Genomic DNA, 21765 nt, shown 5'->3' on the forward strand with positions numbered 1-21765 from the left:
CCCGCGCCCCGTCCCGAATGAGTACGCGTACTCAGGCGCACCCGCCGTGCTCGCCGCAGCATGGGAATCATGCTGTGGTCCGACCCTCGTGACGAGCCTCCGAAGGAGATGCGCGCGACCCTTGCGATGCTGCGGCGCCTGTACTGGCTGCTGCCCGTGGTCGTGATCTCCTCCTTCCTGCTGGCCAACGTGCGGCCGGACGCCTAGCCCGTATCCCGTTCGCGTGGGCCGTACGCGGCGTTGCCTACGATTGCGGCCATGCCCTCCCCGACTGAGCCCTCCACGCCTGAGCACTCGCCGACCGGGCCCTCCCCGACCGAGCACTCGCCGCAGCCGCGACCGGCGGGCCCCGCACGCCGCCTCGTTCTCGCCTCGGCGTCCCCCGCCCGGCTGGGACTGCTGCGCCAGGCCGGCTTCGAGCCCGAGGTGATCGTCAGCGGCGTCGACGAGGACGCGCTGTCCGCGCGGACGCCCGGCGAACTCGCGCTCATACTCGCCGAGGCCAAGGCCCGCGCCGTCGCGGACCTGCCGCAGTCCGCGGACGCGCTCGTCGTCGGCTGCGACTCCGTGCTGGACCTGGACGGTGAGCCGCTGGGCAAGCCCGCCGACGCCGAGGAGGCCACGGCCCGCTGGAAAGCGATGCGGGGCCGCTCCGGGGTGCTGCGTACGGGGCACTGCGTGATCGACACCCGTACGGGCACGAGCACTTCGGCCACCGCGTCCACGACCGTGCACTTCGGGGAGCCCGACGACGAGGAGATCGCCGCCTATGTGGCGACGGGCGAACCCGTGAACGTCGCGGGCGCGTTCACGCTCGACGGGCGCTCGGCGCCGTTCGTCAAGGGCGTCGAGGGCGACCACGGCACCGTCATCGGGCTGTCGCTGCCGCTGCTGCGGGACCTCCTCGCGGAGCTGGACGTCCGCATCACCGATCTGTGGCCCTGACGCGGGGAGTTGGGGACACGGGGAGTTGGGAACGCAGAGGTTCGCGGCGGCGCGGCCAACAGCGCCGCCGCGCACGGCTCTTACGTGCTTTACGTCTACGTGTCTTACGCCTACGTCTCTTGCGTCTACGTCTCTTACGTCGCGGACGGCTCCGGGTGCGGGCCGCCGCCAGGTGCGCCCGCCGCGGGCGGGCCGTCCGAGCCGGGCTCCGAACCGCCCTTCGCCGCTTCCTCTTCCACGCTGTACGAGACCAGCGACCAGACGATGAGTCCGAGCACCACCATCATGAACAGGAACGCCAGCCAGCCGACCAGCCCGACCGAGGCCGCGCCGAGCAGCCCGTGCACGACGGCCGCACTGATCAGCACGATGCGCAGCACTCCGGTGGGCGCCTTGTCGCGGACGGCGGTGATGGCCAACACCAGTGCGCACAGCAGCAGATACACCCCGAAGACCGCGCCGGCGACCACGGCCGAGAGCGACATCGAGCGAGGTTCGAGTCCGGCCATGGACATCTGCTGGTCGTCGACGACCATCCCGAGAAAGATGTTCAGCAGAACGATGCCGAACGCCTCGACCACCAGTATCAGCGCCGCGGCCGCGGCCACCGATCGTCGGAGCCCCACCCCGTCCACCCTCTTCCGCTTTTCACCGGCCATGACCGATGTGCTTCGTTACCTGGAGTACGTCGCCAGGGCACCGCGAACGCTACTTACGGGTATGACGCCGGGCAAGAGCCCGGACGTGAAGCAAAGTTTCCCTCCGCGATTCATAGGGATCCCACAAAGACCCGTCCGCTCGTCGCGCTGTGGGCTGCGGAGACGTTGACCACATCCGAAGATCCCGGAGCTTCACGGGAAACCCGGCGTACCTTGGGATGACGGGGAACACGAAGGACTGTGACGGCCGCACGTCACGGTCCGTGTGGGAAAGCTCACGCCCGTGGGCGGCTCGGCCAGTGGTGTCGCCAGTACCTAAACTCTCAGCACACTCAACACGTTCAACCACCAACACAGCTGATCCTCTTGCGGCGCAGCGCCAAGTAGGGAGACATCGTGCGCAAGGTGCTCATCGCCAACCGCGGCGAAATCGCTGTTCGCGTCGCCCGTGCCTGCCGGGATGCGGGGATCGCGAGCGTCGCCGTCTATGCCGAGCCGGACCGGGACGCGTTGCACGTCCGGGTCGCGGACGAGGCGTTCGCTCTGGGCGGTGACACCCCGGCGGCCAGCTACCTGGACATGGACAAGGTGCTTAAGGCCGCGGCCGATTCGGGCGCCGACGCCGTCCACCCCGGATACGGATTCCTCTCCGAGAACGCCGACTTCGCACAGGCCGTCCTGGACGCCGGCCTGACCTGGATCGGCCCGCCGCCGGACGCGATCCGCGGCCTGGGCGACAAGGTCTCGGCCCGGCACATCGCGGAGCGCGCGGGTGCTCCGCTGGTCGCCGGCACGAAGGACCCGGTCTCGGGTGCGGCGGAGGTCGTGGCCTTCGCCGAGGAGCACGGGCTGCCCATCGCCATCAAGGCGGCGTTCGGCGGCGGCGGTCGCGGCCTGAAGGTCGCCCGCTCGCTGGACGAGGTCGAGGAGCTGTACGAGTCGGCGGTACGCGAGGCGGTGGCCGCGTTCGGCCGCGGCGAGTGCTTCGTCGAGCGCTATCTGGACCGTCCTCGGCACGTCGAGACCCAGTGCCTGGCCGACCGGCACGGCAACGTCGTCGTGGTCTCCACGCGTGACTGCTCCCTCCAGCGCCGCCACCAGAAGCTGGTGGAGGAGGCGCCCGCGCCGTTCCTCACCGAGGAGCAGAACGCCGAGCTGTACCGCGCGTCGAAGGCCATCCTCAGCGAGGCCGGCTACTACGGCGCGGGCACCTGCGAGTTCCTCGTCGGCCAGGACGGCACGATCTCCTTCCTGGAGGTCAACACCCGCCTCCAGGTCGAGCATCCGGTCACGGAGGAGGTCACCGGCATCGACCTGGTGCGGGAGATGTTCCGCATCGCCGACGGCGGGCGCCTCGACTACGAGGACCCCCAACTGCGCGGTCACTCCTTCGAGTTCCGTATCAACGGCGAGGACCCCGGCCGCAACTTCCTGCCCGCGCCCGGCACCGTCACCACCTTCGACCCGCCCGCGGGACCCGGCGTACGGCTGGACGCGGGCGTGGAGTCCGGCAGCGTCATCGGCCCCGCCTGGGACTCCCTGCTGGCCAAGCTGATCGTCACCGGCGCCACCCGGCAGCAGGCCCTTCAGCGGGCGGCCCGGGCGCTCGGGGAGTTCACCGTCGAGGGCATGGCCACCGCCATCCCCTTCCACCGCGTCGTCGTGCAGGACCCGGCCTTCGCGCCGGAGGTCAACGGCCGCGAAGGCGCCCCGTTCCAGGTCCACACCCGTTGGATCGAGACGGAGTTCGTCAACGACATCAAGCCCTTCGCCGCGCCCGGCACCGACAGCGAAGAGGACGAGGGCACACGCGAGACCGTCGTCGTCGAGGTCGGCGGCAAGCGCCTGGAGGTCTCGCTGCCCTCCTCCCTCGGCGCCACCGCGGCACCGGCGGCGGGCGGCAGCAAGAAGCCCAAGCGCAAGGCGGCCAAGAAGGCCGGAGGCGCCGCCTCCGGCGACGCCCTCGCGTCGCCCATGCAGGGCACCATCGTCAAGGTCGCGGTCGAGGAGGGGCAGCAGGTCGAGGAGGGCGAACTCGTCGTCGTGCTCGAAGCGATGAAGATGGAGCAGCCCCTCAACGCCCACCGCTCCGGCACCGTGAAGGACCTGCACGCCGAGGTGGGCGGCTCGCTCTCCGCGGGCACCGTCATCTGCGAGATCAAGGACTGACGGGGCTCACCGCCACGGGCACCGTCCGACACAGAGGCACAGAGGCACAGAGGCGCCCGCCGCCCCTCCAAGGGGACGGCGGGCGCGTCTGCGTATCCGCTCAACGAGTCCGGTACGGGCGGAGGTTCGTACGGACCGGAGGTTCGCATGGACCCGCGCGGCAGCGCCTGCGCTCAGCGGCGCCTCGGGGCCAGGTCCGCCACCCGGCCCGGCACGGACTGCTGCTCGCCCGGCTGGGGGGCGCTGCGTAGCTGCGGCGCCGGCGAACCGCCCGCGCCCGGCGGCATGTTGCGCCGCTGCCCCGGCATCGGGGGCATCTCCCGGCGGCCCTGCCCGTCCGGGCCCTTGTCCCCGCGGCCGCCGCGCCCGTCGCGGCCGCCACGTCCGCCGCCGCCCTGCACGTGACCGGGCGCCTCGCCGGCGCCCGCGGGGGCCGTGCCGGCGACCGTGATCTGCACGCCCTGGTCGGCCAGGGCCTGCAACTCCGTGCCTGCGCGGTCCTCGTGAGGCGGCGGCTTGTCCGTCACCAGCCGCGTCATGACGTCCGTGGGGACCGTCTGGAACATCGTGTCCGTACCGAGCTTGGTGTGGTCGGCGAGTACGACGACCTCCGCCGCCGCCTGCACCAGCGCCCTGTCGACGCTGGCCGAGAGCATGTTGGACGTGGAGAGCCCGCGCTCGGCGGTCAGGCCGCTGCCGGAGAGGAAGGCACGCGAGACGCGCAGCCCTTGGAGGGACTGCTCGGCACCGCTGCCCACCAGCGCGTAGTTCGAGCCGCGCAGGGTGCCTCCCGTCATCACCACCTCCACCCGGTTGGCATGCGCCAACGCCTGTGCGACGAGCAGGGAGTTGGTCACGACCGTCAGGCCGGGCACGCGCGCCAGGCGGCGCGCCAGCTCCTGCGTCGTGGTGCCCGCACCGACGACGACGGCCTCGCCCTCCTCGACGAGACCCGCGGCGAGATCGGCGATGGCCGTCTTCTCCGCGGTCGCCGTATGGGACTTCTGCGGGAAGCCGGTCTCGCGGGTGAAACCGCCCGGCAGCACGGCACCGCCGTGCCGCCGGTCGAGCAGTCCTTCCGCCTCCAGAGCCCGTACGTCCCGGCGCACGGTCACTTCGGAGGTCTGGACGACGCGGGCGAGCTCACGGAGCGAGACGGCCCCGTTGGCGCGCACCATTTCCAGGATCAGTTGGCGACGTTCTGCAGCGAACACGGAACTGACAGTAACCCCAACGACCGTCTGCTTTCAGCAGTTTTCGCCGATTATTGGAAGCTGTCCATAGCTGCACTTGCCGCATGATATAGACAGAACCGGACGAACGGCTCGTCCGCTTCGGTCACTTCGGCCAGTCACCTCAGCCGGTCACTTCAACCAGCGGCCTCAGCCCGTCACTTCGGGCCCCGTACCGGGCTCTGCTCAGGCGTCCTGCGCCGTCTTCCGCGTGTGCAGCTGCCGCGCGACCTCGCCGATCGAGCCCGTCAACGACGGGTACACGGTGAAGGTGTTGGCGATCTGCCCCACCGTCAGGTTGTTGTCCACGGCCACCGACAGCGGGTGGATCAGCTCGCTCGCTCGCGGTGCCACCACGACACCGCCGACCACGATGCCCGTGCCGGGGCGGCAGAACAGCTTCACGAAGCCGTCCCTGATGCCCTGCATCTTCGCCCGCGGGTTGCGCAGCAGCGGCAGCTTCACCGACCAGGCGTCCATGCGCCCGCTGTCGACGTCCGCCTGGCTGTAGCCGACGGTGGCGATCTCGGGGTCGGTGAAGACGTTCGCCGACACGGCCTTCAGATTGAGGGGCGTGACCGTCTCCCCGAGGAAGTGGTACATCGCGATGCGGCCCTGCATCGCCGCGACCGACGCGAGCGCGAACACGCCCGTGCAGTCGCCCGCCGCGTACACGCCGGGCGCGGACGTACGCGAGACCTTGTCCGTCCAGATGTGCCCCGAGTCCTTCAGCCGGACCCCGGCCTCCTCCAGGCCCATGTCCGCGGTGTTGGGGATCGCGCCGACGGCGACCAGGCAGTGGCTTCCCGTGATCGTGCGGCCGTCCTGGAGCTCCACCTCGACCTTGTCCCCGACGCGCCTCGCGGAGGCCGCGCGGGAACGGGCCATCACGTTCATCCCGCGCCGCCGGAAGACGTCCTCCAGCACCGCGGCCGCGTCCGGGTCCTCCCCCGGCAGCACCCGGTCCCGCGACGAGACGAGCGTGACGTTCGAGCCCAACGCCCGGTAGGCGCCCGCGAATTCGGCTCCCGTGACGCCCGAGCCGACCACGATCAGCTCCTCGGGCAGCTCGTCCAGGTCGTACAGCTGCTTCCAGTTGAGGATCCGCTCGCCGTCCGGCTGCGCGTCGGGGATCTCACGGGGATGCCCGCCGGTCGCGACCAGCACGGCGTCGGCCGCCAGCCGCTCCTCGGCCTCGCCCGCGGCGTCGCCGGTCGGCGTGACCACGACCTCCCGCGAACCGTCCGGGCCCTGCGACGGCTCCAGCCGCCCCCGGCCGCGCAGCACCCGTACGCCGGCCCGCGTCACGGACGCGACGATGTCGTGCGACTGCGCGAGCGCGAGGCGCTTGACCCGGCGGTTGACCTTGCCGAGGTCGACGCCGACGACGCGGGCGGGGTCGTCCGGGTCGTGTGTGCTGTCCTCGACGCGGATGCCGAGCTCCTCGTACGAGGAGTCGAAGTTCGTCATGACCTCGGCCGTCGCGATCAGGGTCTTGGAGGGCACGCAGTCGGTGAGCACCGACGCGCCTCCCAGGCCGTCGCAGTCCACGACGGTCACTTCGGCGCCGAGCTGCGCCCCGACGAGGGCGGCCTCGTAGCCGCCGGGTCCACCACCGATGATCACGATCCGAGTCACGTTCCCCATTGTCCCGTACGAGCGGGACCCGCCGGGGCGCGGGGGCCTTCGCCCGGTGCCGGGTACGGGCCGGCCGGGGCCGCCGGGCGCGTGACCTGCCGCCGGCGGGGCCGCTCGGCGCCGGACCGCTCCCCGACGGGTGAGGCCGGGTTGCGCCACCCCGATCGCCACCACCGGCCCGGCGAAGGACTCCCGTACCCTCGTCGTCATGTCCCTCTACGCCGCTTACGCCGCGAACCTCGACGCGCGGCTGATGTCGCGCCGAGCCCCGCACTCACCGCTGCGCGGCACCGGATGGGTCACCGACTGGCGCCTGACGTTCGGCGGCGAGCAGATGGGCTGGGAGGGCGCGCTGGCGACGGTCGTCGAGGCGCCCGGTGCGCAGGTCTTCGTGGCGCTGTACGACATCGCGCCCATGGACGAGGAGTCCATGGACCGCTGGGAGGGCGTCGGCATGGGCATCTACCGGCGTACGAAGCTGCGCGTGCACACGCTGGACGGCGGCGAGACGGCCTGGTGCTACGTCCTCAACGGCTATGAGGGCGGCCTCCCCTCGGCCCGCTACCTCGGGGACATCGCGGACGCGGCGGAGTCGGCGGGGGCGCCGCACGACTACGTGATGGAGATCCGCAAGCGGCCCTGCTAGCCGTGGCCCTGCCGGGCATGGCCGGGGGTGGCCTGCGCGCACCCGGCCCGCTCACCGGCGTGACCGCCGACCGCCGACCGCCGACAACCGGCGCCCCGCCAGGGCCGGTTGACCCGCTAGCCGATAAGCCCGCCCGCGGACGCCCGGTACCCGCCCCGGCACCCGGAGCCCAGGCCCGAACCCAGAGCCCGAACCCAAAGCCCGAACCCGGAACCCGAACCCCGAAACGAACCGAACGCGAACCCGGGGTCCTCTACGCGCGTAGGCTCATAACCGCTACGCTCATCGCGTGAACGAATCCGTATCGAACACCGCCGACGATCCGTACCGTTCCGCCGATTCCGCAGCCGACCGGCTGCGGGAGCTGACCGGTGCGGACTGCCACGACGTCGTCCTCGTGATGGGCTCCGGCTGGGTGCCCGCCGCGGACGCGCTCGGGGCCCCAGAGTCCGAGTTCCCGGTGACCGAGCTGCCCGGATTCCCCGCACCCTCCGTGGAGGGCCACGCGGGCACCGTGCGCTCCCACGAGCTGGGCGACAAGCGGGTGCTGGTCTTCCTCGGCCGGACTCACTTCTACGAGGGCCGCGGTGTAGCGGCAGTCACGCACGGCGTCCGTACGGCCGTCGCCGCGGGCTGCAAGACGGTCGTGCTCACGAACGGCTGCGGCGGTCTGCGGGGCGACATGGTCCCGGGGCAGCCGGTGCTGATCAAGGACCACATCAATCTCACGGCCACCTCCCCCATCGTCGGCGCCAACTTCGTCGACCTCACCGACCTGTACTCGCCCCGCCTGCGCGGCCTCTGCCAGGAGGTCGATCCGTCGCTCGAAGAGGGCGTGTACGTGCAGTTCCCGGGCCCCCATTACGAAACCCCCGCCGAGATCGGCATGGTCCGCTCGATCGGAGGGGACCTGGTGGGAATGTCCACCGTGCTGGAGGCGATCGCGGCCCGGGAGGCCGGGGCGGAGGTGCTCGGCATCTCTCTCGTGACGAATCTCGCGGCGGGCATGACGGGTGAACCCCTCAACCATGAGGAAGTGCTTCAGGCGGGCCGTGAGTCGGCCGCCCGCATGGGTTCGCTGCTGGCGCGGGTGCTGAACCGGATGTGAGCGGTCCGGCGTGACCGCCGGGCCCGACCGGCCGGGCGCAAGTGCCGGGCTCGACCCGCCGGGCGTGACCGCCGGGCGCCGGTGCCCACGGGAAGAGAGAGGCGGAGCTGTGCAGGACGAGATGACGGAGCTGGTCGCGCGAGCCCGGGCCTGGCACGCCGAGGACCCGGATCCGGAGACCCGTGAGGAGCTGGCGAAGCTCATCGAGGTCGACGGCGGCACCGCACGGGCCGACGGCGACGGTTCCGGTGCGCGCACGGAGCTGGCGGCGCGCTTCTCGGGGACCCTTGAGTTCGGTACGGCGGGACTGCGCGGTGAGCTGGGCGCCGGTCCCATGAGGATGAACCGCTCCGTCGTGATCCGCACCGCGGCCGGGCTCGCCGCCTATCTGCGCGACCAGTACGGGCGCCACGACTACGGGCGCGACGACATCGGCGGCCGGGAGGATCCGGACCGGCCCGGTCCCGGTCCCGTCGTCATCGGCTACGACGCCCGCCACAAGAGCCACGACTTCGCCCGCGACACCGCGTCCGTGATGACGGGCGCCGGGCTGCGGGCCGTGCTGCTGCCGCGCCCGCTGCCCACGCCCGTGCTCGCCTTCGCCGTCCGGCGGCTGGGCGCCGCCGCGGGCGTGATGGTGACCGCGAGCCACAACCCGCCCCGCGACAACGGCTACAAGGTCTATCTGGGCCGGGGGCACTCCGGGACGGAGTCCGGGGGAGGCTCGCAGATCGTCCCGCCCGCCGACGCCGACATCGCCGCCCGCATCGAGGCGGTCGGGCCGCTCGCCGACGTGCCCCTTGCCGACTCGGGCTGGGAGGTGCTCGGCGAGGACATCGTGGAGAGCTATCTGGCCCGTACGGGGGCGGTGCTGACCGAGGGCACGCCCCGTGACGTACGGATCGTGCACACCGCTCTGCACGGCGTCGGCTCGGACACCGTGCTGGCCGCCTTCCGCCGCGCGGGCTTCCCGGAGCCCGTGCCGGTGGGTCAACAGGCTGCGCCCGACCCGGACTTCCCCACGGTCTCCTTCCCCAATCCGGAGGAGCCGGGCGCCATGGACCTCGCGTTCGCCACGGCCCGCGCGACGGCGGCGTCCTCCGGCCCGGTGGACCTCGTCGTCGCCAACGACCCGGACGCCGACCGCTGCGCCGTCGCCGTGCCCGACCCGTCCGCCGGGGAGGGCTGGCGCATGCTGCGCGGCGACGACGTGGGTGCGCTGCTCGCCACGCATCTCGTGCACAAGCGGGCGCACGGCACCTTCGCCACGTCGATCGTCTCGTCGTCGCTGCTGTCGCGGATCGCGCACGCCGCCGACCTCCCGTACGAGGAGACGCTGACCGGCTTCAAGTGGCTCGCACGGGTCGGGGGGCTGCGCTACGCCTTCGAGGAGGCGCTCGGCTACTGCGTCGACCCCGAGGCCGTACGCGACAAGGACGGCATCACGGCGGCGCTCCTCGTGGCCGAACTCGCCGCCGAACTCAAGCAGGCCGACCGCTCGTTGGCCGATCTGCTGGACGACCTCGCCGTCGAGCACGGCCTGCACGCCACCGACCAGCTGTCCGTACGGGTCGACGACCTGGCGCAGATCGCGAAGGCGATGGAGCGGCTGCGTTCCGCGCCGCCCGTCTCCCTCGCGGGTCTGGCCGTCGTCGCCGCCGAGGACCTGAGCGAGGGCTCGGACCTCCTTCCGCCCACGGACGGGCTGCGCTACCGGCTGGCCGGCGACCCCCTGGCGGGAGTGGAGAAGGGCCGCGTGGTGGTGCGTCCCAGCGGTACGGAGCCGAAGCTGAAGTGCTATCTGGAGGTCGTCGTCCCCGTACGGGACCAGGCGGCGCTGGCCGCGGCACGCACGGGCGCGGAGTCCGTACTGGCCGCGCTCAAGGCCGACTTGGGCGCGGCCGCGGGCGTCTGACCCGCGGCTCCCCCGGCCCCACGACCCCGGCCCCGGCTCCGGCTCCGGCTCCCGCGGACCGCTCCCGTCACTCCAGCTTCAGCCGGGCCCAGACCGTCTTGCCCGGACCGCCCCCGACCCGTTCGCGGACGCCCCAGTCCGAGGCGAGCGCGTCGACGAGGAACAGGCCGCGCCCGGCCTCGGCTTCGGGGTCGGAGGGATCGCCCTGCACGGGCGAGGGGCGGGCCTCGTCGCGGGTGTCGGTGACCTCGATGCGCAGTCCGTCGTACGGCGCGAGGGCGAGGCCCAGCCGGAAGTCCCGTCCGGGGACTCGTCCGTGGGTGACGGCGTTGGCGGCCAGCTCCGCCACGATCGCGGCGGCGTCGTCGGACGCCGTGCTGCCGTACGGGACGTCCCACGCGTCGAGCTGGAACAGCGCGAGCAGCCGCGCCAGTCTCGCCCCGCGCGGGGTGGCGCTGAAGCGCTGGGCGAACACGCGGACGGTGACGGGCTGTTGGTCCCGGAAGGTCTGTCGGGCCTCACTGCGGGCCTGGATGCGGGCTGGCATGGCGGGCAGGCTGCCGCTCGCGCGGGCTCCGCACCAGCTCGCCGGCTCGTACGCTGAGTCAGCGTACGCATACACATGGTGGACAGGAGTAGCTACGTGCAGTCACTCTTCGTGAGTTGAGAGCGGCGAGCGCGGGCTGGACCGATGCCCTCGGAGGCTCCCGCTGAAGGCAGGGGGAAGGGGCGGGCCTTGACATGACGGATGGTGCGGAATACGCGGGCGGCACGGCCGGAGGACCGGACACGGCAGACGGGCGGGACTCAACAGACGGGCCGGATACGGCGGAAGGGCCGGACGCGGCACCCGGAGAAGGCGGGCCGGGCGGGACACCCGGGGGAACCGGCCCGGCACGTACGGCCGGGACGGGCTGGGGCGGGGAGCCGGAGACCTCCGACAGCCTCAGGACGTTCGGGGCGGTGGTCCAGGCGTTCCGCGAGCACGCGGGGCTCACGCAGGAGGAGTTCGCGCCGAGGGTGCAGTACTCGCGGCAGACGGTGGCCTCCATCGAGCAGGGACGGCGGTTCCCGCAGCGGGACTTCATCGAGCGGGCGGAGCATGTTCTGGGCGCCTTCGGCGCGCTGCGCAAGGCGGCCCAGCATCTGTCGCGGCAGCCCGGGCTGGCCTCCTGGTTCCGCCAGTGGGCGCAGCTGGAGGCGGGAGCGGTCAGCCTCTACACATACGAATGCCGGGTGGTGCCGGGCCTGTTGCAGACGGAGGCGTATGCGCGGGCGGTGACGTTGAGCGTCCCGCCGCCGCCCGGTCCGGAGGAGGTCGAGGAGCGCGTGACGGCCCGTATCGCGAGGCAGGAGCTGCTGCACCGCAGGCGGCCGATCGCGCTCAGCTTCATCATCGAGCAGGCCGTGATCGAGCGGCGCACGGGCGGCGCCGAGGCGACACGGGCGCTCATCGACCATCTGCTGGGCTGCGCCGAACTGCCGAACGTCGAGCTTCAGTTGATGCCGCTGTGCCAGCCGGACCACGCGGGCACCGACGGGTCGATGCAGCTTCTGGAGGCCCCCGACAACCGATGGCTGGGCTACTCGGAGGGGCAGCAGACGGGCCAACTGCTGTCCGACACAAAAGACATCAGCGTGCTCCACCAGCGATATGCCAGGATGCGATCACAGGCTCTGACCCCGACGGACTCTGCGAGCCTGCTGACGCGATTGCGAGGAGCGCTATGAGCACCGGCGAACTGACCTGGTTCAAGTCCAGCTACAGCGGATCCGAGGGCGACAACTGCCTTGAAGTCGCCCTCTCCTGGTTCAAGTCCAGCTACAGCGGCTCGCAGGGCGACAGCTGCCTCGAAGTCGCCCTCTCCTGGCACAAGTCCAGCTACAGCGGCTCGCAGGGCGACGACTGCGTGGAGGTGGCCGCCTGCCCGGAGACCGTGCACGTACGGGACTCCAAGGACACCGCCCTCCCCGGCCTGGCGCTCTCCCCCGAGGCCTGGTCGGCCTTCGTCGCCCACGCGGCACACGAGGCACGCGCGGACGCCTGACGCGCCCGCACCCCGCACACCGACCGGCTCAGCCCTTCTCCCGCCCGTCGCGGGCCAGTTGGGAGTTGACGGCCTGCGCGGCGCGATCGGCGTCGTCGATGGTGATGACGAACTCCCTGCCGCTGTTGAGCCGGAGGAACAGCGCATCCCCGCCGCGCAGCGAGATCGCGGTGCGGCGGGGACGCCAGCGGTAGCCCCAGCCGCCGAGCTGGAGCGGACGCGCGCGCTTCGCGGAGGCCTCGGCAATGCGGGCGAGCGGTATGCGGCGGCGCATCGGCGGGATGATGGCCGAACGGACGGTGACGCCGAAGGCGTTCACGTGCACCCGCACCGAGCCGAGGGCGAACAGCGCCACCGCACCGACGAGCGCCCCGACATGGGCGAAGACCTCGTCGGGATAGATCGGAGCCAGCACGAGGAAGACCAGCACCAGCACGGCGCCGCCGATCATCATCCCCGGAGCGGCGACACCGCCGCTCCACTCCACGGGCCCGCCGCCCCTGTCCCGCACGCTCTCGCTCATGTCCTCGTCCCGTTCGTTCCCTCTCGCGGTACGGCGCCGTCGCACCGCCGCAGCGGCCGGCACCCCTGTGCGGCGCCTCCCCGCTCACGGCGGCGGCAATCTCCCCGGCGCTCATCGGATGCCGCGGGCTCGGAGGCCCGGTGGGCGAAGGGCACACGAGAACTTCGTACGGACTGAGGACTTCGTACGGACATGACGGAGCCCGCTGAGGATTTCTGCTGAACTCCTCAGCGGGCCTTGGGGGTTCGGCTCAGGAACCCGGTCCTTGGAGCGGGTCCGGAATTCCGGTCAGGAATCCCGGTCCAGCCGGTTCAGCCGGTTCAGCCGGTTCAGCCGGTTCAGCCGGTCCGGAAACCGGCTCCTTTCCCGGCCCGGAAACCCGGATCAGCGACCGTACGCACCGCCGCGCACCGCACGCGTACCGGCCGGGCAGTGAATGGCCACACGCTTCGAACCGCTCAGTGCCGGCGTGACGTAGCGGACGCGGTTCGAGCAGTCGGCGAACGCCCGCCAGTACGTGCCCGAACACGAGATGCCGAACGTCCGGCCCGAGATGTAGGCGCCCCAGCAGCGCAGGGACGCGGCCGAGACCGGCGGATCCACGTAGGAGCCGCCCGGCGACTGGAAAGCGATCCCGCTGCTCCTGGCACCGGTGCGCAGGTCGGTCTGCGTGTACGTGCCGTCGCCCCAGTATGGGGAGTGTGCTTGGGCAGAAGGCGCCATCACTCCGCCGAACCCGAGCGCCAGCGCGGCACTCGCTCCCAGCACTGCCAGAGATTTTTTGATCTTCACTTCTGTCTCTCGCTTTCTCGTTGCTCGGCCGGCTTGGCCGAAAGCCCCGTGAAGGGCTGCGCTCAGATTCACCACCGAACGGCAACGAAACAAGAGAACTCGATTCTGCTGACGATATGCATTTGAATTCCACGACGGCCGCGGGGCTTTGTGCCCAGTTGCAGAACCGATTCGCCAACTGACGGCCCCCAGCGCTGATTTCACTCGCACGAGCCACCGCGCTCGCGCTGGCCGCGAACCGGACGCGTGTGCCGCCGCGTCAGCGAGCGGCGAGGAGGACGGCCAGGGCGATGGCGCCGAGGAGGGCCGGGGCCGCGATCTCGTACGCCCAGCGGACGGTGACCCCGCCCTGGGCGGAGGGGCTGTCGCCGTGGTCCGCGGCGAGGGCGCGCAGTTCGTCTATCGCCTGGTCCGACGGGGCCCGGTGCTCGCCACCGTCGTCACCGGGCACGCCGCCCAGTCCGAACAGGCCCACGGGACGGGCCGGGGCGGCGGCGGTGGTGCCGTCGGCGGCGGCGCGGGCCGCGCGCTCGGTGCGGCGGAAGGCGCGGTTGCGGGCGCGCAGGGAGACCGGGATCGACCACAACTGGTACTTGCCGCCGCCGGCGACGAGGACCTCGCTGGAGTATCCGGAACGCACGCCCTCGACGGTGCCCCACGGGACGTCGACGGTGCGGAAGGGGTTGCGTACGCGGAGCCGCTGCGCGCTCGCGTAGACCGCGGGACGCAGCGTGAAGGCCACCACGAGCGGGACCGCGAACACGAGGCCCGCGAGCGCGGTCAGGCGGGTGTGGCCGTCGCCGCTGACCACGGCGTCCGTGCCGAGCCATGCGGCGAGGAGCAGCAGCAGGACCCCGGCGGCGAGGGAGCCGGGCGAGCGGTAGCAGCGGTCGGCGTACGCGGGCGGCTCGGGCGGCGGGGGCCCGGCCGCGGGCTCGGCCGCCGCCTCGGGCGCGGGGGCGGGCTCGGGAGTGGCCGGGGGGCGTGCGTCGCCGCCGGGTGCGGACGCGGACCCGTCGTCCTGGCCATGCCGTGACTCGCGCTCGCGCTCGGATCGGGGCTCGCTACTCATGGGGCCCGATTCTGCCGGACGGCCCCCACGCCGGACGTTGCGGCTCGGCATCGATCCACGAGTCGCGGTCGAGCCACGGGTCGGGGTCGAGCCACGGGTCGCCATCGATCCGCGGGTCGGGGGTCTCCCTGCGGGGGGCTGCGTGCGGGGGTCCCGCGCCAGGGCTCTGCCTGCGGGGATCTCTCCCCGCCGGGGCGTCCGCCTGCGGAAGTCCTTGCGCAGAGGCCTCTGCCTGCCGGGGTCTCTCCCCGGCGGGGTCTCGCGCCGCCGAGGTCTCGCGCCGGAGGCTCCGCCCCCGAGTCCCGGGCCCGCCGCGCAACTCCGCGTCCCGCGCGGCCCTCACACGCGCCGCCTCCCGGGCCCGTGGCCCAGCCCGTCCGCTCCGAGTCCCGGACTCCCGGGCCCGCCGCGGGTACTCCGCGGCTCGGGGCCTCTGCGTGCGGGGCGCTGCGTGCGGGGCCGTCCGCCCCCGAGTCCCGGACCTCCGGGCCAGCCGCGGGACTCCGTCCCGCGATGCCCCCGGGCCCGTGGCCCGGCCCCGTGATCCCCCGCATCCCGTATGCGATGGCCCCTACCGACGGCGCTACGCGTGTAGATATGCTCCTCTGGTGACCATGTCTTCAGCGTCCACAGCCCCGGCGTCACCCGCCACGGCGTCGACCGCCGCAGCCTCCGCCTTCGCGGACGTGACCGCTTCCGAATCCGCCCTGCGCCGCTGGCTCCACGGCCTGCCCGGCGTCGACGCGGTCGGCCTCGAAGCGCGCGCGGCGACCCTCGGCACGCGTTCCATCAAGACGACGGCCAAGGCGTACGCCCTCGACCTCGCGATCTCGATGATCGATCTGACCACCCTCGAAGGGGCGGACACCCCGGGCAAGGTGCGGTCCCTGTGCGCCAAGGGCGCCAACCCCGATCCCAGCGACCGCACCACGCCCCAAGTCGCCGCGATCTGCGTCTACTCCGACATGGCGGCCGTCGCCAAGCGGGCCCTCGCCGCGGGCGGCGGCGAGCGGATCAAGGTCGCCTCGGTCGCGACCGCGTTCCCCTCCGGCCGCGCCGCGCTCTCCGTGAAGCTCGCCGACACCCGTGAGGCCGTGGCCGCGGGCGCCGACGAGATCGACATGGTGATCGACCGCGGCGCGTTCCTCGCGGGCGGCTACGGCAAGGTCTTCGATGAGATCCAGGCGGTGAAGGACGCGTGCAGGCGGCCCGCTGGGGGCCCCACCCAGGCCGCAGGCTCTGGGGGAGGATCGGCGCATCTGAAGGTGATCTTCGAGAACGGCGAGCTGTCGACGTACGACAACATCCGCCGCGCCTCCTGGCTCGCGATGCTCGCGGGCGCCGACTTCATCAAGACCTCGACCGGCAAGGTCGCCGTGAACGCCACGCTGCCCGGCACGCTGCTGATGCTGGAGGCCGTGCGCGACTTCCGCGCCGCCACCGGCACGCAGATCGGCGTGAAGCCCGCGGGCGGCATCCGCACGGCCAAGGACGCCGTGCGCTACCTGGTCGTCGTCAACGAGACGGCCGGGCCGGACTGGCTGAGCCCGGACTGGTTCCGCTTCGGCGCCTCCAGCCTGCTCAACGACCTGCTGATGCAGCGCCAGAAGCTGAGCACCGGCCGCTATTCCGGTCCCGACTACGTGACGGTGGACTGAGGGGACGAGGGGACTGAGACGGATGACAGAGCAGATCTTCGAGTACGCGCCCGCGCCCGAGTCACGCGCGATCGTCGACATCGCCCCGTCCTACGGGCTGTTCATCGACGGAGAGTTCCGCGAGGCGGCCGGCGGCAAGGTGTTCAAGACGGTCTCGCCCGCCACGGAGGAGGTGCTCTCCGAGGTCGCGCAGGCAGACGGGGAGGACGTCGACGCCGCGGTGCGGGCCGCGCGTGCGGCCTTCCCCGGCTGGTCGGCGCTGCCCGGCGCCGAGCGCGCGAAGTACATCTTCCGTATCGCGCGCGTCATTCAGGAGCGTTCACGCGAACTGGCCGTCCTGGAGACGCTGGACAACGGCAAGCCGATCCGCGAGACCCGCGACGCCGATCTTCCGCTCGTCGCGGCGCACTTCTTCTACTACGCGGGCTGGGCCGACAAGCTCGCGCACGCCGGGTTCGGCACCGACCCGCGGCCGCTCGGCGTCGCCGGGCAGGTCATCCCGTGGAACTTCCCGCTGCTGATGCTCGCCTGGAAGATCGCCCCGGCGCTGGCCACCGGCAACACCGTGGTGCTCAAGCCCGCCGAGACGACTCCGCTCTCCGCGCTGTTCTTCGCGGACGTGTGCCGCCAGGCGGGGCTGCCGGACGGCGTCGTCAACATCGTCACCGGGGACGGCGCGACGGGCGCCGCGCTCGTCGCGCACCCGGACATCGACAAGGTCGCCTTCACGGGTTCGACGGCAGTGGGCAAGGAGATCGCCCGCACGGTCGCCGGTACGCGCAAGAAGCTCACCCTCGAACTGGGCGGCAAGGGCGCCAACATCGTCTTCGACGACGCGCCCGTCGACCAGGCGGTCGAGGGCATCGTCAACGGCATCTACTTCAACCAGGGCCAGGTGTGCTGCGCGGGCTCCCGGCTGCTCGTACAGGAGTCGGTGCAGGAGGAGTTGCTGGACGCCCTGAAGCGGCGGCTGAGCACCCTGCGCGTCGGCGACCCGATGGACAAGAACACCGACGTCGGCGCCATCAACTCGGCCGAGCAGCTGGCCCGCATCCAGGAGCTGGCCGACTCCGGCGAGGCCGAGGGCGCCGAACGCTGGTCCGCGCCCTGCGAACTGCCCGGCAACGGCTACTGGTTCGCGCCGACGCTCTTCACCGGCGTCAGCCAGGCGCACCGGATCGCCCGCGAGGAGATCTTCGGGCCGGTGCTGTCGGTGCTTACGTTCCGTACGCCGGACGAGGCCGTGGCGAAGGCCAACAACACTCCGTACGGGCTCTCGGCGGGCATCTGGACCGAGAAGGGCTCGCGCATCCTGTCGATGGCGAACAGGCTGCGGGCGGGGGTCGTCTGGGCCAATACGTTCAACAAGTTCGATCCGACGTCGCCCTTCGGCGGTTACAAGGAGTCGGGTTTCGGCCGCGAAGGCGGGCGGCACGGTCTGGAGGCCTACCTCGATGTCCGATGAAGCGAAGCGGAAGACGGCGAAGGCAGCGCAGTCCGGAGAGCCCGGGAAGGCGGCTACGTCCGGGACGGGCGCGCGGGCCGCGAAGTCCTCGGCCGCCAAGTCACCGGCCCCCAAGTCACCGGCCCCCAAGTCACCGGCGACCGCGCGGACTTCGGGCCGTACGCCGGTCGGTGCGGCGCGCGGCCGGGTCGACGTGCTGAAGACCTACAAGCTCTTCATCGGCGGCAAGTTCCCGCGCAGCGAGAGCGGACGGGTGTACGAGGTGACCGACTCCGAGGGCAACTGGCTAGCCAACGCACCCCAGTCGTCCCGCAAGGACGCGCGCGACGCGGTCGCCGCCGCGCGCAAGGCGTTCGGCGGCTGGTCGGGCGCCACGGCCTACAACCGCGGGCAGATCCTGTACCGGGTCGCGGAGATGCTGGAGGGACGGCGGGAGCAGTTCGCCGCCGAAGTGGCCGCGGCGGAAGGGCTGTCGGCGCCGGCGGCGGCCGCGCAGGTGGACGCGGCCGTCGACCGCTGGGTCTGGTACGCGGGCTGGTCCGACAAGATCGCCCAGGTCGCGGGCGGCGCCAACCCCGTCGCCGGGCCGTTCTTCAACCTCTCAACTCCTGAGCCGACGGGCGTCGTCGCCGTGCTGGCGCCGCAGGAGTCCTCCTTCCTGGGGCTGGCCTCGGTGCTCGCCCCGGTGATCGTCACGGGCAACACGGCGGTGCTGGTCCCCTCGGAGCGCGCGCCGCTGCCCGCCCTGTCGCTGTCGGAGGTCCTGGCGACCTCGGACCTCCCCGGCGGTGTGGTCAACGTGCTGTCGGGCCGTACGAGGGAGGTCGGGGCGACGCTCGCCGCGCACCAGGACGTCAACGCCCTGGATCTGGCGGGCACTTCGGGCTACCCGGAGCTGGCGAAGGAGCTGGAGACGGCCGCGGCGGAGAACCTGAAGCGGGTGCTGCGCCCGGACGAGGACGGCGGCGAGGACGGCGGCGAGGGCGCCGGCTGGTCCGCCGACCCCGGTACGCACCGGCTGCTCGCCTTCCTGGAGACGAAGACGGTCTGGCACCCGATCGGGGTGTGACGGCGCGGGCCGTGGCCGGGCCGAGGCGGCGGGAGCCGCGGCGGCGGCTGAGGAAAACGGGAGCCGAGGCAACGGGGGCCGGTGCAACGGGGGCCGAGGCAACGGGCGCCGGGGCAACGGCGGTTGAGGGCTGAGGCGACAGCCGCTGAGGCAATGACCCGTACACCGGGTCACGCGGGCGCGGGAATGGCCGACAATGGTCTCTCGTGACCGAACCCGCCGACATACCGCGCTCGCCCCGCGTCATTCTGCTCACCGGGCCCTCGGGGTCCGGGAAGTCCCGGCTCTCCGCGCGCAGCGGGCTGCCCGTGATGCGTCTCGACGACTTCTACAAGGAGGGCGGCGATCCGACGCTGCCCCAACTCCCGCACGGCATCGGCGTGGACTGGGACTCGCCCGCGTCCTGGGACGCGGACGCCGCCGTCAGCGCGGTGCGGGAGCTGTGCGCGACGGGGCGTACGACCGTGCCGCTGTACGACATCGCGCTGAGCGCCCGCGTCGGCCGGGAGACGCTCACGCTCGACGGAGCGGGGCTGTTCATCGCGGAGGGCATCTTCGCCGCGGACGTAGCGGACCGCTGCCGTGAACTCGGCCTGCTCGCCGACGCGATCTGCCTGCGCGGGCGGCCGTCGACGACGTTCCGGCGCCGGCTGCTGCGGGATCTGCGCGAGGGGCGCAAGTCGGCGCGGTTCCTGCTGCGGCGGGGCTGGCGGCTGATGCGGGCCGAGGAGGCGATCGTCGCGCGGCACCGGGAGCTGGGCGCGTACCCGTGCGCACGGGACGAGGCGGCGGAGCGGATCAGACGGCTGCGCGAGGCACGTACGGCACGTACGGCGATGTGAGGAACGGAGAAAGGGAGAGAGCGGGTTCGGGCAGACCCCCCGGTTGCCCGTCCCCGCTCTCTCGTTCCCGTCCCCCCGGACGGGTCCCCGTGTTTCCCCTCTGTTCCCCCGTGATCCCCCGCCCCCGAGGGGCTCCCCCGCCCCTCATCCCGAGGACGTCAAGGGCCCATCCCCCGGCCCTCGTTCCTCGGTGTCTCAAATGCCCGGGGCTTCGGATCCCCGGAACTCCGTGCGTCAGGCGACCAGTTCGCCGAAGCTCTCCTCCTGGTCCCTGCCGAAGCTGAGCACTTCGTCGTCGCGCAGGCGGCGCAGCGAACGCCAGATGCTGCTCTTCACCGTGCCGACGCTGATGTTGAGTATGTCCGCGATCTCCGGGTCCGTACGGCCCTCGTAGTAGCGCAGCACCAGCATCGTGCGCTGGAGTTCGGGCAGCCGGGCGAGCGCCTGCCAGAGCACGGTGCGCAGCTCGGTGCCGCGCATCGCGTCCTGGTCGCCGGCGGTCTCCGGCAGCTCCTCCGTCGGGTACTCGTTGAGCTTGCGGCGGCGCCACGCGCTGATGTGCAGGTTCGTCATGGTGCGGCGCAGATAGCCGCCGAGGGCCGCCTTGTCGCTGATCCGGTGCCATGCGCGGTACGTGGAGAACAGCGCGCTCTGGAGCAGGTCCTCGGCCTCGAAGCGGTCGCCCGTGAGGTGGTAGGCGGTGGCGTACAGGGAGGCGCGGCGCTCGCGTACGTAGGCTGTGAACTCCGCCTCCGACGCGGCCTCTTGCCGTGCTCCCGGCTCCTCCCTGTACTCACCGTCCCCCGCGCTTCGGGCCTCCCCTCGAAGGCCCTCCACCGCTGTGATGTGCGGCGGCCGTGCACGCCCGGACGAATGGACGCACCCTCGCCCGATCGTTCCGGACTTCTCGGCGGCGTGGCCTGCCGGAACCGACGGGGTGTGCAGGCGCGTGTGAATGACTGCGCTGAGGTTCTCGCTGTGCAGTGTGTTCATCTTGCGCCCCCCTCGGGCAAACCTGGTCGCTCGCTGATGACGTACACACTGCACGGCCGATTTCATCGCCAGGTCCCCCGACTGTCACAGCGGTGTCACAAGGGCTCGGGAGGCCGTGTCCTGCCGTGTGAGCTGCGGTGTACGGGCGTTGACAGAGCGTGGGCGAGGCGCCGCAACCGCGGGTTGAGCTGCACCGCACGGTCGAAGTGTGAGGGGGCATGGGACAGAATGGCCCGCGTGTCTTTCCTGTTGCTGATCGAGGACGACGACGCTGTCCGTACGGCCCTTGAGATGGGTCTGACCCGGCAGGGTCACCGCGTGGTGACCGCCGCGTCCGGCGAGGACGGCCTCAAGCTGCTGCGCGAGCAACGGCCGGACCTGATCGTGCTGGACGTGATGCTGCCGGGGATCGACGGCTTCGAGGTGTGCCGCCGCATCCGCCGTACCGACCAGCTGCCGATCATCCTGCTGACGGCCCGCAGCGACGACATCGACGTCGTCGTGGGGCTGGAGTCGGGCGCCGACGACTATGTCGTCAAGCCCGTGCAGGGCAGGGTGCTGGACGCGCGGATCCGTGCGGTGATGCGGCGCGGGGAGCGCGAGTCCAACGACGCGGCGACGTTCGGCAGTCTCGTCATCGACCGTTCCGCGATGACGGTGACGAAGAACGGCGACGACCTCCAACTGACGCCCACCGAACTGCGGTTGCTGCTGGAGCTGAGCCGCAGGCCCGGGCAGGCGCTGTCGCGGCAGCAGCTGCTGAGGCTCGTGTGGGAGCACGACTACCTCGGCGATTCGCGCCTCGTCGACGCGTGTGTGCAGCGGCTGCGCGCGAAGGTCGAGGACGTGCCGTCGTCGCCGACGCTGATCCGCACGGTCCGGGGCGTCGGGTACAGGCTGGACGCCCCGCAGTGACCGAGCCGGCGCGGCCGACGCCGGACCGGGGGCGGGGCGGGAACGGAAGCGGACGAGGCGGCGGAGAGCCAGGGCA

21 protein-coding genes are annotated in these 21765 nt (G+C 72.1%); 13 read left to right on the forward strand and 8 right to left on the reverse strand.

Annotation, left to right across the window (positions count from 1 at the left end; all coding sequences use genetic code 11):
• The first annotated feature begins 69 nt into the window (after positions 1 to 69).
• Both HCC61_RS06090 and HCC61_RS06095 read left to right on the forward strand, forming a co-directional pair.
• A complete protein-coding gene (locus HCC61_RS06090) occupies positions 70 to 207 on the forward strand; it encodes a hypothetical protein (RefSeq protein WP_169134216.1) in 138 nt (45 codons plus the stop codon).
• Between the two features lie 51 nt (positions 208 to 258).
• On the forward strand, positions 259 to 945 hold the full coding sequence (locus tag HCC61_RS06095) for a Maf family protein (RefSeq protein ID WP_169134217.1): 687 nt from the start codon (positions 259 to 261) through the stop codon (positions 943 to 945).
• A gap of 134 nt (positions 946 to 1079) precedes the next feature.
• On the opposite strand, the gene HCC61_RS06100 is transcribed toward HCC61_RS06095, so the two are convergent.
• Complete coding sequence (locus HCC61_RS06100; protein ID WP_346777047.1) at positions 1080 to 1571, reverse strand: hypothetical protein; 492 nt, start codon at positions 1569 to 1571, stop codon at positions 1080 to 1082.
• A 429-nt stretch (positions 1572 to 2000) separates the two neighbouring features.
• Between HCC61_RS06100 and HCC61_RS06105 the strand changes: the two genes are divergently transcribed.
• Positions 2001 to 3773: a biotin carboxylase N-terminal domain-containing protein gene (locus HCC61_RS06105; protein WP_169134218.1), complete on the forward strand. Its 1773-nt coding sequence runs from the start codon at positions 2001 to 2003 to the stop codon at positions 3771 to 3773.
• 173 nt (positions 3774 to 3946) lie between these two features.
• Here the strand turns inward: HCC61_RS06105 and HCC61_RS06110 are convergent, their stop codons facing one another.
• A complete protein-coding gene (locus tag HCC61_RS06110) occupies positions 3947 to 4987 on the reverse strand; it encodes a DeoR/GlpR family DNA-binding transcription regulator (RefSeq protein ID WP_169134219.1) in 1041 nt (346 codons plus the stop codon).
• A 204-nt stretch (positions 4988 to 5191) separates the two neighbouring features.
• Complete coding sequence (locus HCC61_RS06115) at positions 5192 to 6652, reverse strand: NAD(P)H-quinone dehydrogenase (RefSeq protein ID WP_169134220.1); 1461 nt, start codon at positions 6650 to 6652, stop codon at positions 5192 to 5194.
• Positions 6653 to 6851: 199 nt separating this feature from the next.
• Here HCC61_RS06115 and HCC61_RS06120 point away from each other — a divergent pair, with 199 nt between their 5' ends.
• The 3 genes from HCC61_RS06120 (at position 6852) to HCC61_RS06130 (ending at position 10312) form a co-directional block, all read left to right on the forward strand.
• Entirely contained in the window at positions 6852 to 7289 is a 438-nt protein-coding gene (locus tag HCC61_RS06120) for a gamma-glutamylcyclotransferase (protein WP_169134221.1), read from the forward strand.
• Between the two features lie 289 nt (positions 7290 to 7578).
• Positions 7579 to 8397 (forward strand): purine-nucleoside phosphorylase, encoded by an 819-nt coding sequence (locus HCC61_RS06125; RefSeq protein ID WP_169134222.1) that lies wholly within the window; start codon positions 7579 to 7581, stop codon positions 8395 to 8397.
• Between the two features lie 121 nt (positions 8398 to 8518).
• The gene (locus HCC61_RS06130; protein WP_169134547.1) at positions 8519 to 10312 is read left to right on the forward strand and encodes a phospho-sugar mutase; all 1794 of its coding nucleotides are present in this window, start codon (positions 8519 to 8521) and stop codon (positions 10310 to 10312) included.
• A 67-nt stretch (positions 10313 to 10379) separates the two neighbouring features.
• Here the strand turns inward: HCC61_RS06130 and HCC61_RS06135 are convergent, their stop codons facing one another.
• Positions 10380 to 10859, reverse strand: coding sequence for an ATP-binding protein (locus HCC61_RS06135; protein ID WP_169134223.1), 480 nt, complete (start codon positions 10857 to 10859; stop codon positions 10380 to 10382).
• 416 nt (positions 10860 to 11275) lie between these two features.
• Between HCC61_RS06135 and HCC61_RS06140 the strand changes: the two genes are divergently transcribed.
• Both HCC61_RS06140 and HCC61_RS06145 read left to right on the forward strand, forming a co-directional pair.
• Positions 11276 to 12043 carry a helix-turn-helix transcriptional regulator gene (locus HCC61_RS06140; RefSeq protein WP_346777048.1) on the forward strand — a complete coding sequence of 256 codons (768 nt, stop codon included), beginning with the start codon at positions 11276 to 11278 and terminating at the stop codon, positions 12041 to 12043.
• Positions 12040 to 12360 (forward strand): DUF397 domain-containing protein, encoded by a 321-nt coding sequence (locus tag HCC61_RS06145; protein WP_169134225.1) that lies wholly within the window; start codon positions 12040 to 12042, stop codon positions 12358 to 12360. The genes HCC61_RS06140 and HCC61_RS06145 overlap by 4 nt, the downstream gene beginning before the upstream one ends.
• Positions 12361 to 12388: 28 nt before the next feature.
• Here the strand turns inward: HCC61_RS06145 and HCC61_RS06150 are convergent, their stop codons facing one another.
• The 3 genes from HCC61_RS06150 to HCC61_RS06160 all read right to left on the reverse strand — a co-directional run bounded on the left by HCC61_RS06150 (position 12389) and on the right by HCC61_RS06160 (position 14747).
• Positions 12389 to 12883: a hypothetical protein gene (locus HCC61_RS06150; protein ID WP_169134226.1), complete on the reverse strand. Its 495-nt coding sequence runs from the start codon at positions 12881 to 12883 to the stop codon at positions 12389 to 12391.
• A gap of 384 nt (positions 12884 to 13267) precedes the next feature.
• Positions 13268 to 13651 carry a hypothetical protein gene (locus tag HCC61_RS06155; protein WP_346777049.1) on the reverse strand — a complete coding sequence of 128 codons (384 nt, stop codon included), beginning with the start codon at positions 13649 to 13651 and terminating at the stop codon, positions 13268 to 13270.
• A gap of 283 nt (positions 13652 to 13934) precedes the next feature.
• On the reverse strand, positions 13935 to 14747 hold the full coding sequence (locus tag HCC61_RS06160; RefSeq protein WP_169134228.1) for a PH domain-containing protein: 813 nt from the start codon (positions 14745 to 14747) through the stop codon (positions 13935 to 13937).
• Between the two features lie 614 nt (positions 14748 to 15361).
• On the opposite strand from HCC61_RS06160, the gene deoC reads away from it, so the two are divergent.
• From deoC to HCC61_RS06180, 4 genes are all read left to right on the forward strand, one after another.
• On the forward strand, positions 15362 to 16405 hold the full coding sequence (gene deoC, locus HCC61_RS06165; protein ID WP_169134548.1) for a deoxyribose-phosphate aldolase: 1044 nt from the start codon (positions 15362 to 15364) through the stop codon (positions 16403 to 16405).
• Positions 16406 to 16427: 22 nt separating this feature from the next.
• Positions 16428 to 17870 (forward strand): aldehyde dehydrogenase family protein, encoded by a 1443-nt coding sequence (locus HCC61_RS06170; protein WP_169134229.1) that lies wholly within the window; start codon positions 16428 to 16430, stop codon positions 17868 to 17870.
• A 193-nt stretch (positions 17871 to 18063) separates the two neighbouring features.
• Positions 18064 to 18939, forward strand: coding sequence for an aldehyde dehydrogenase family protein (locus tag HCC61_RS06175; protein ID WP_169134549.1), 876 nt, complete (start codon positions 18064 to 18066; stop codon positions 18937 to 18939).
• A gap of 206 nt (positions 18940 to 19145) precedes the next feature.
• Positions 19146 to 19781: a hypothetical protein gene (locus HCC61_RS06180; protein WP_346777050.1), complete on the forward strand. Its 636-nt coding sequence runs from the start codon at positions 19146 to 19148 to the stop codon at positions 19779 to 19781.
• Between the two features lie 234 nt (positions 19782 to 20015).
• On the opposite strand, the gene HCC61_RS06185 is transcribed toward HCC61_RS06180, so the two are convergent.
• On the reverse strand, positions 20016 to 20774 hold the full coding sequence (locus HCC61_RS06185; protein WP_169134230.1) for a SigE family RNA polymerase sigma factor: 759 nt from the start codon (positions 20772 to 20774) through the stop codon (positions 20016 to 20018).
• 237 nt (positions 20775 to 21011) lie between these two features.
• Between HCC61_RS06185 and afsQ1 the strand changes: the two genes are divergently transcribed.
• The gene (gene afsQ1 / locus HCC61_RS06190) at positions 21012 to 21689 is read left to right on the forward strand and encodes a two-component system response regulator AfsQ1 (protein WP_169134231.1); all 678 of its coding nucleotides are present in this window, start codon (positions 21012 to 21014) and stop codon (positions 21687 to 21689) included.
• Positions 21690 to 21765 lie beyond the last annotated feature (76 nt).

The organism is Streptomyces sp. HNM0575 (assembly GCF_012726265.1).
Lineage (GTDB): Bacteria > Actinomycetota > Actinomycetes > Streptomycetales > Streptomycetaceae > Streptomyces.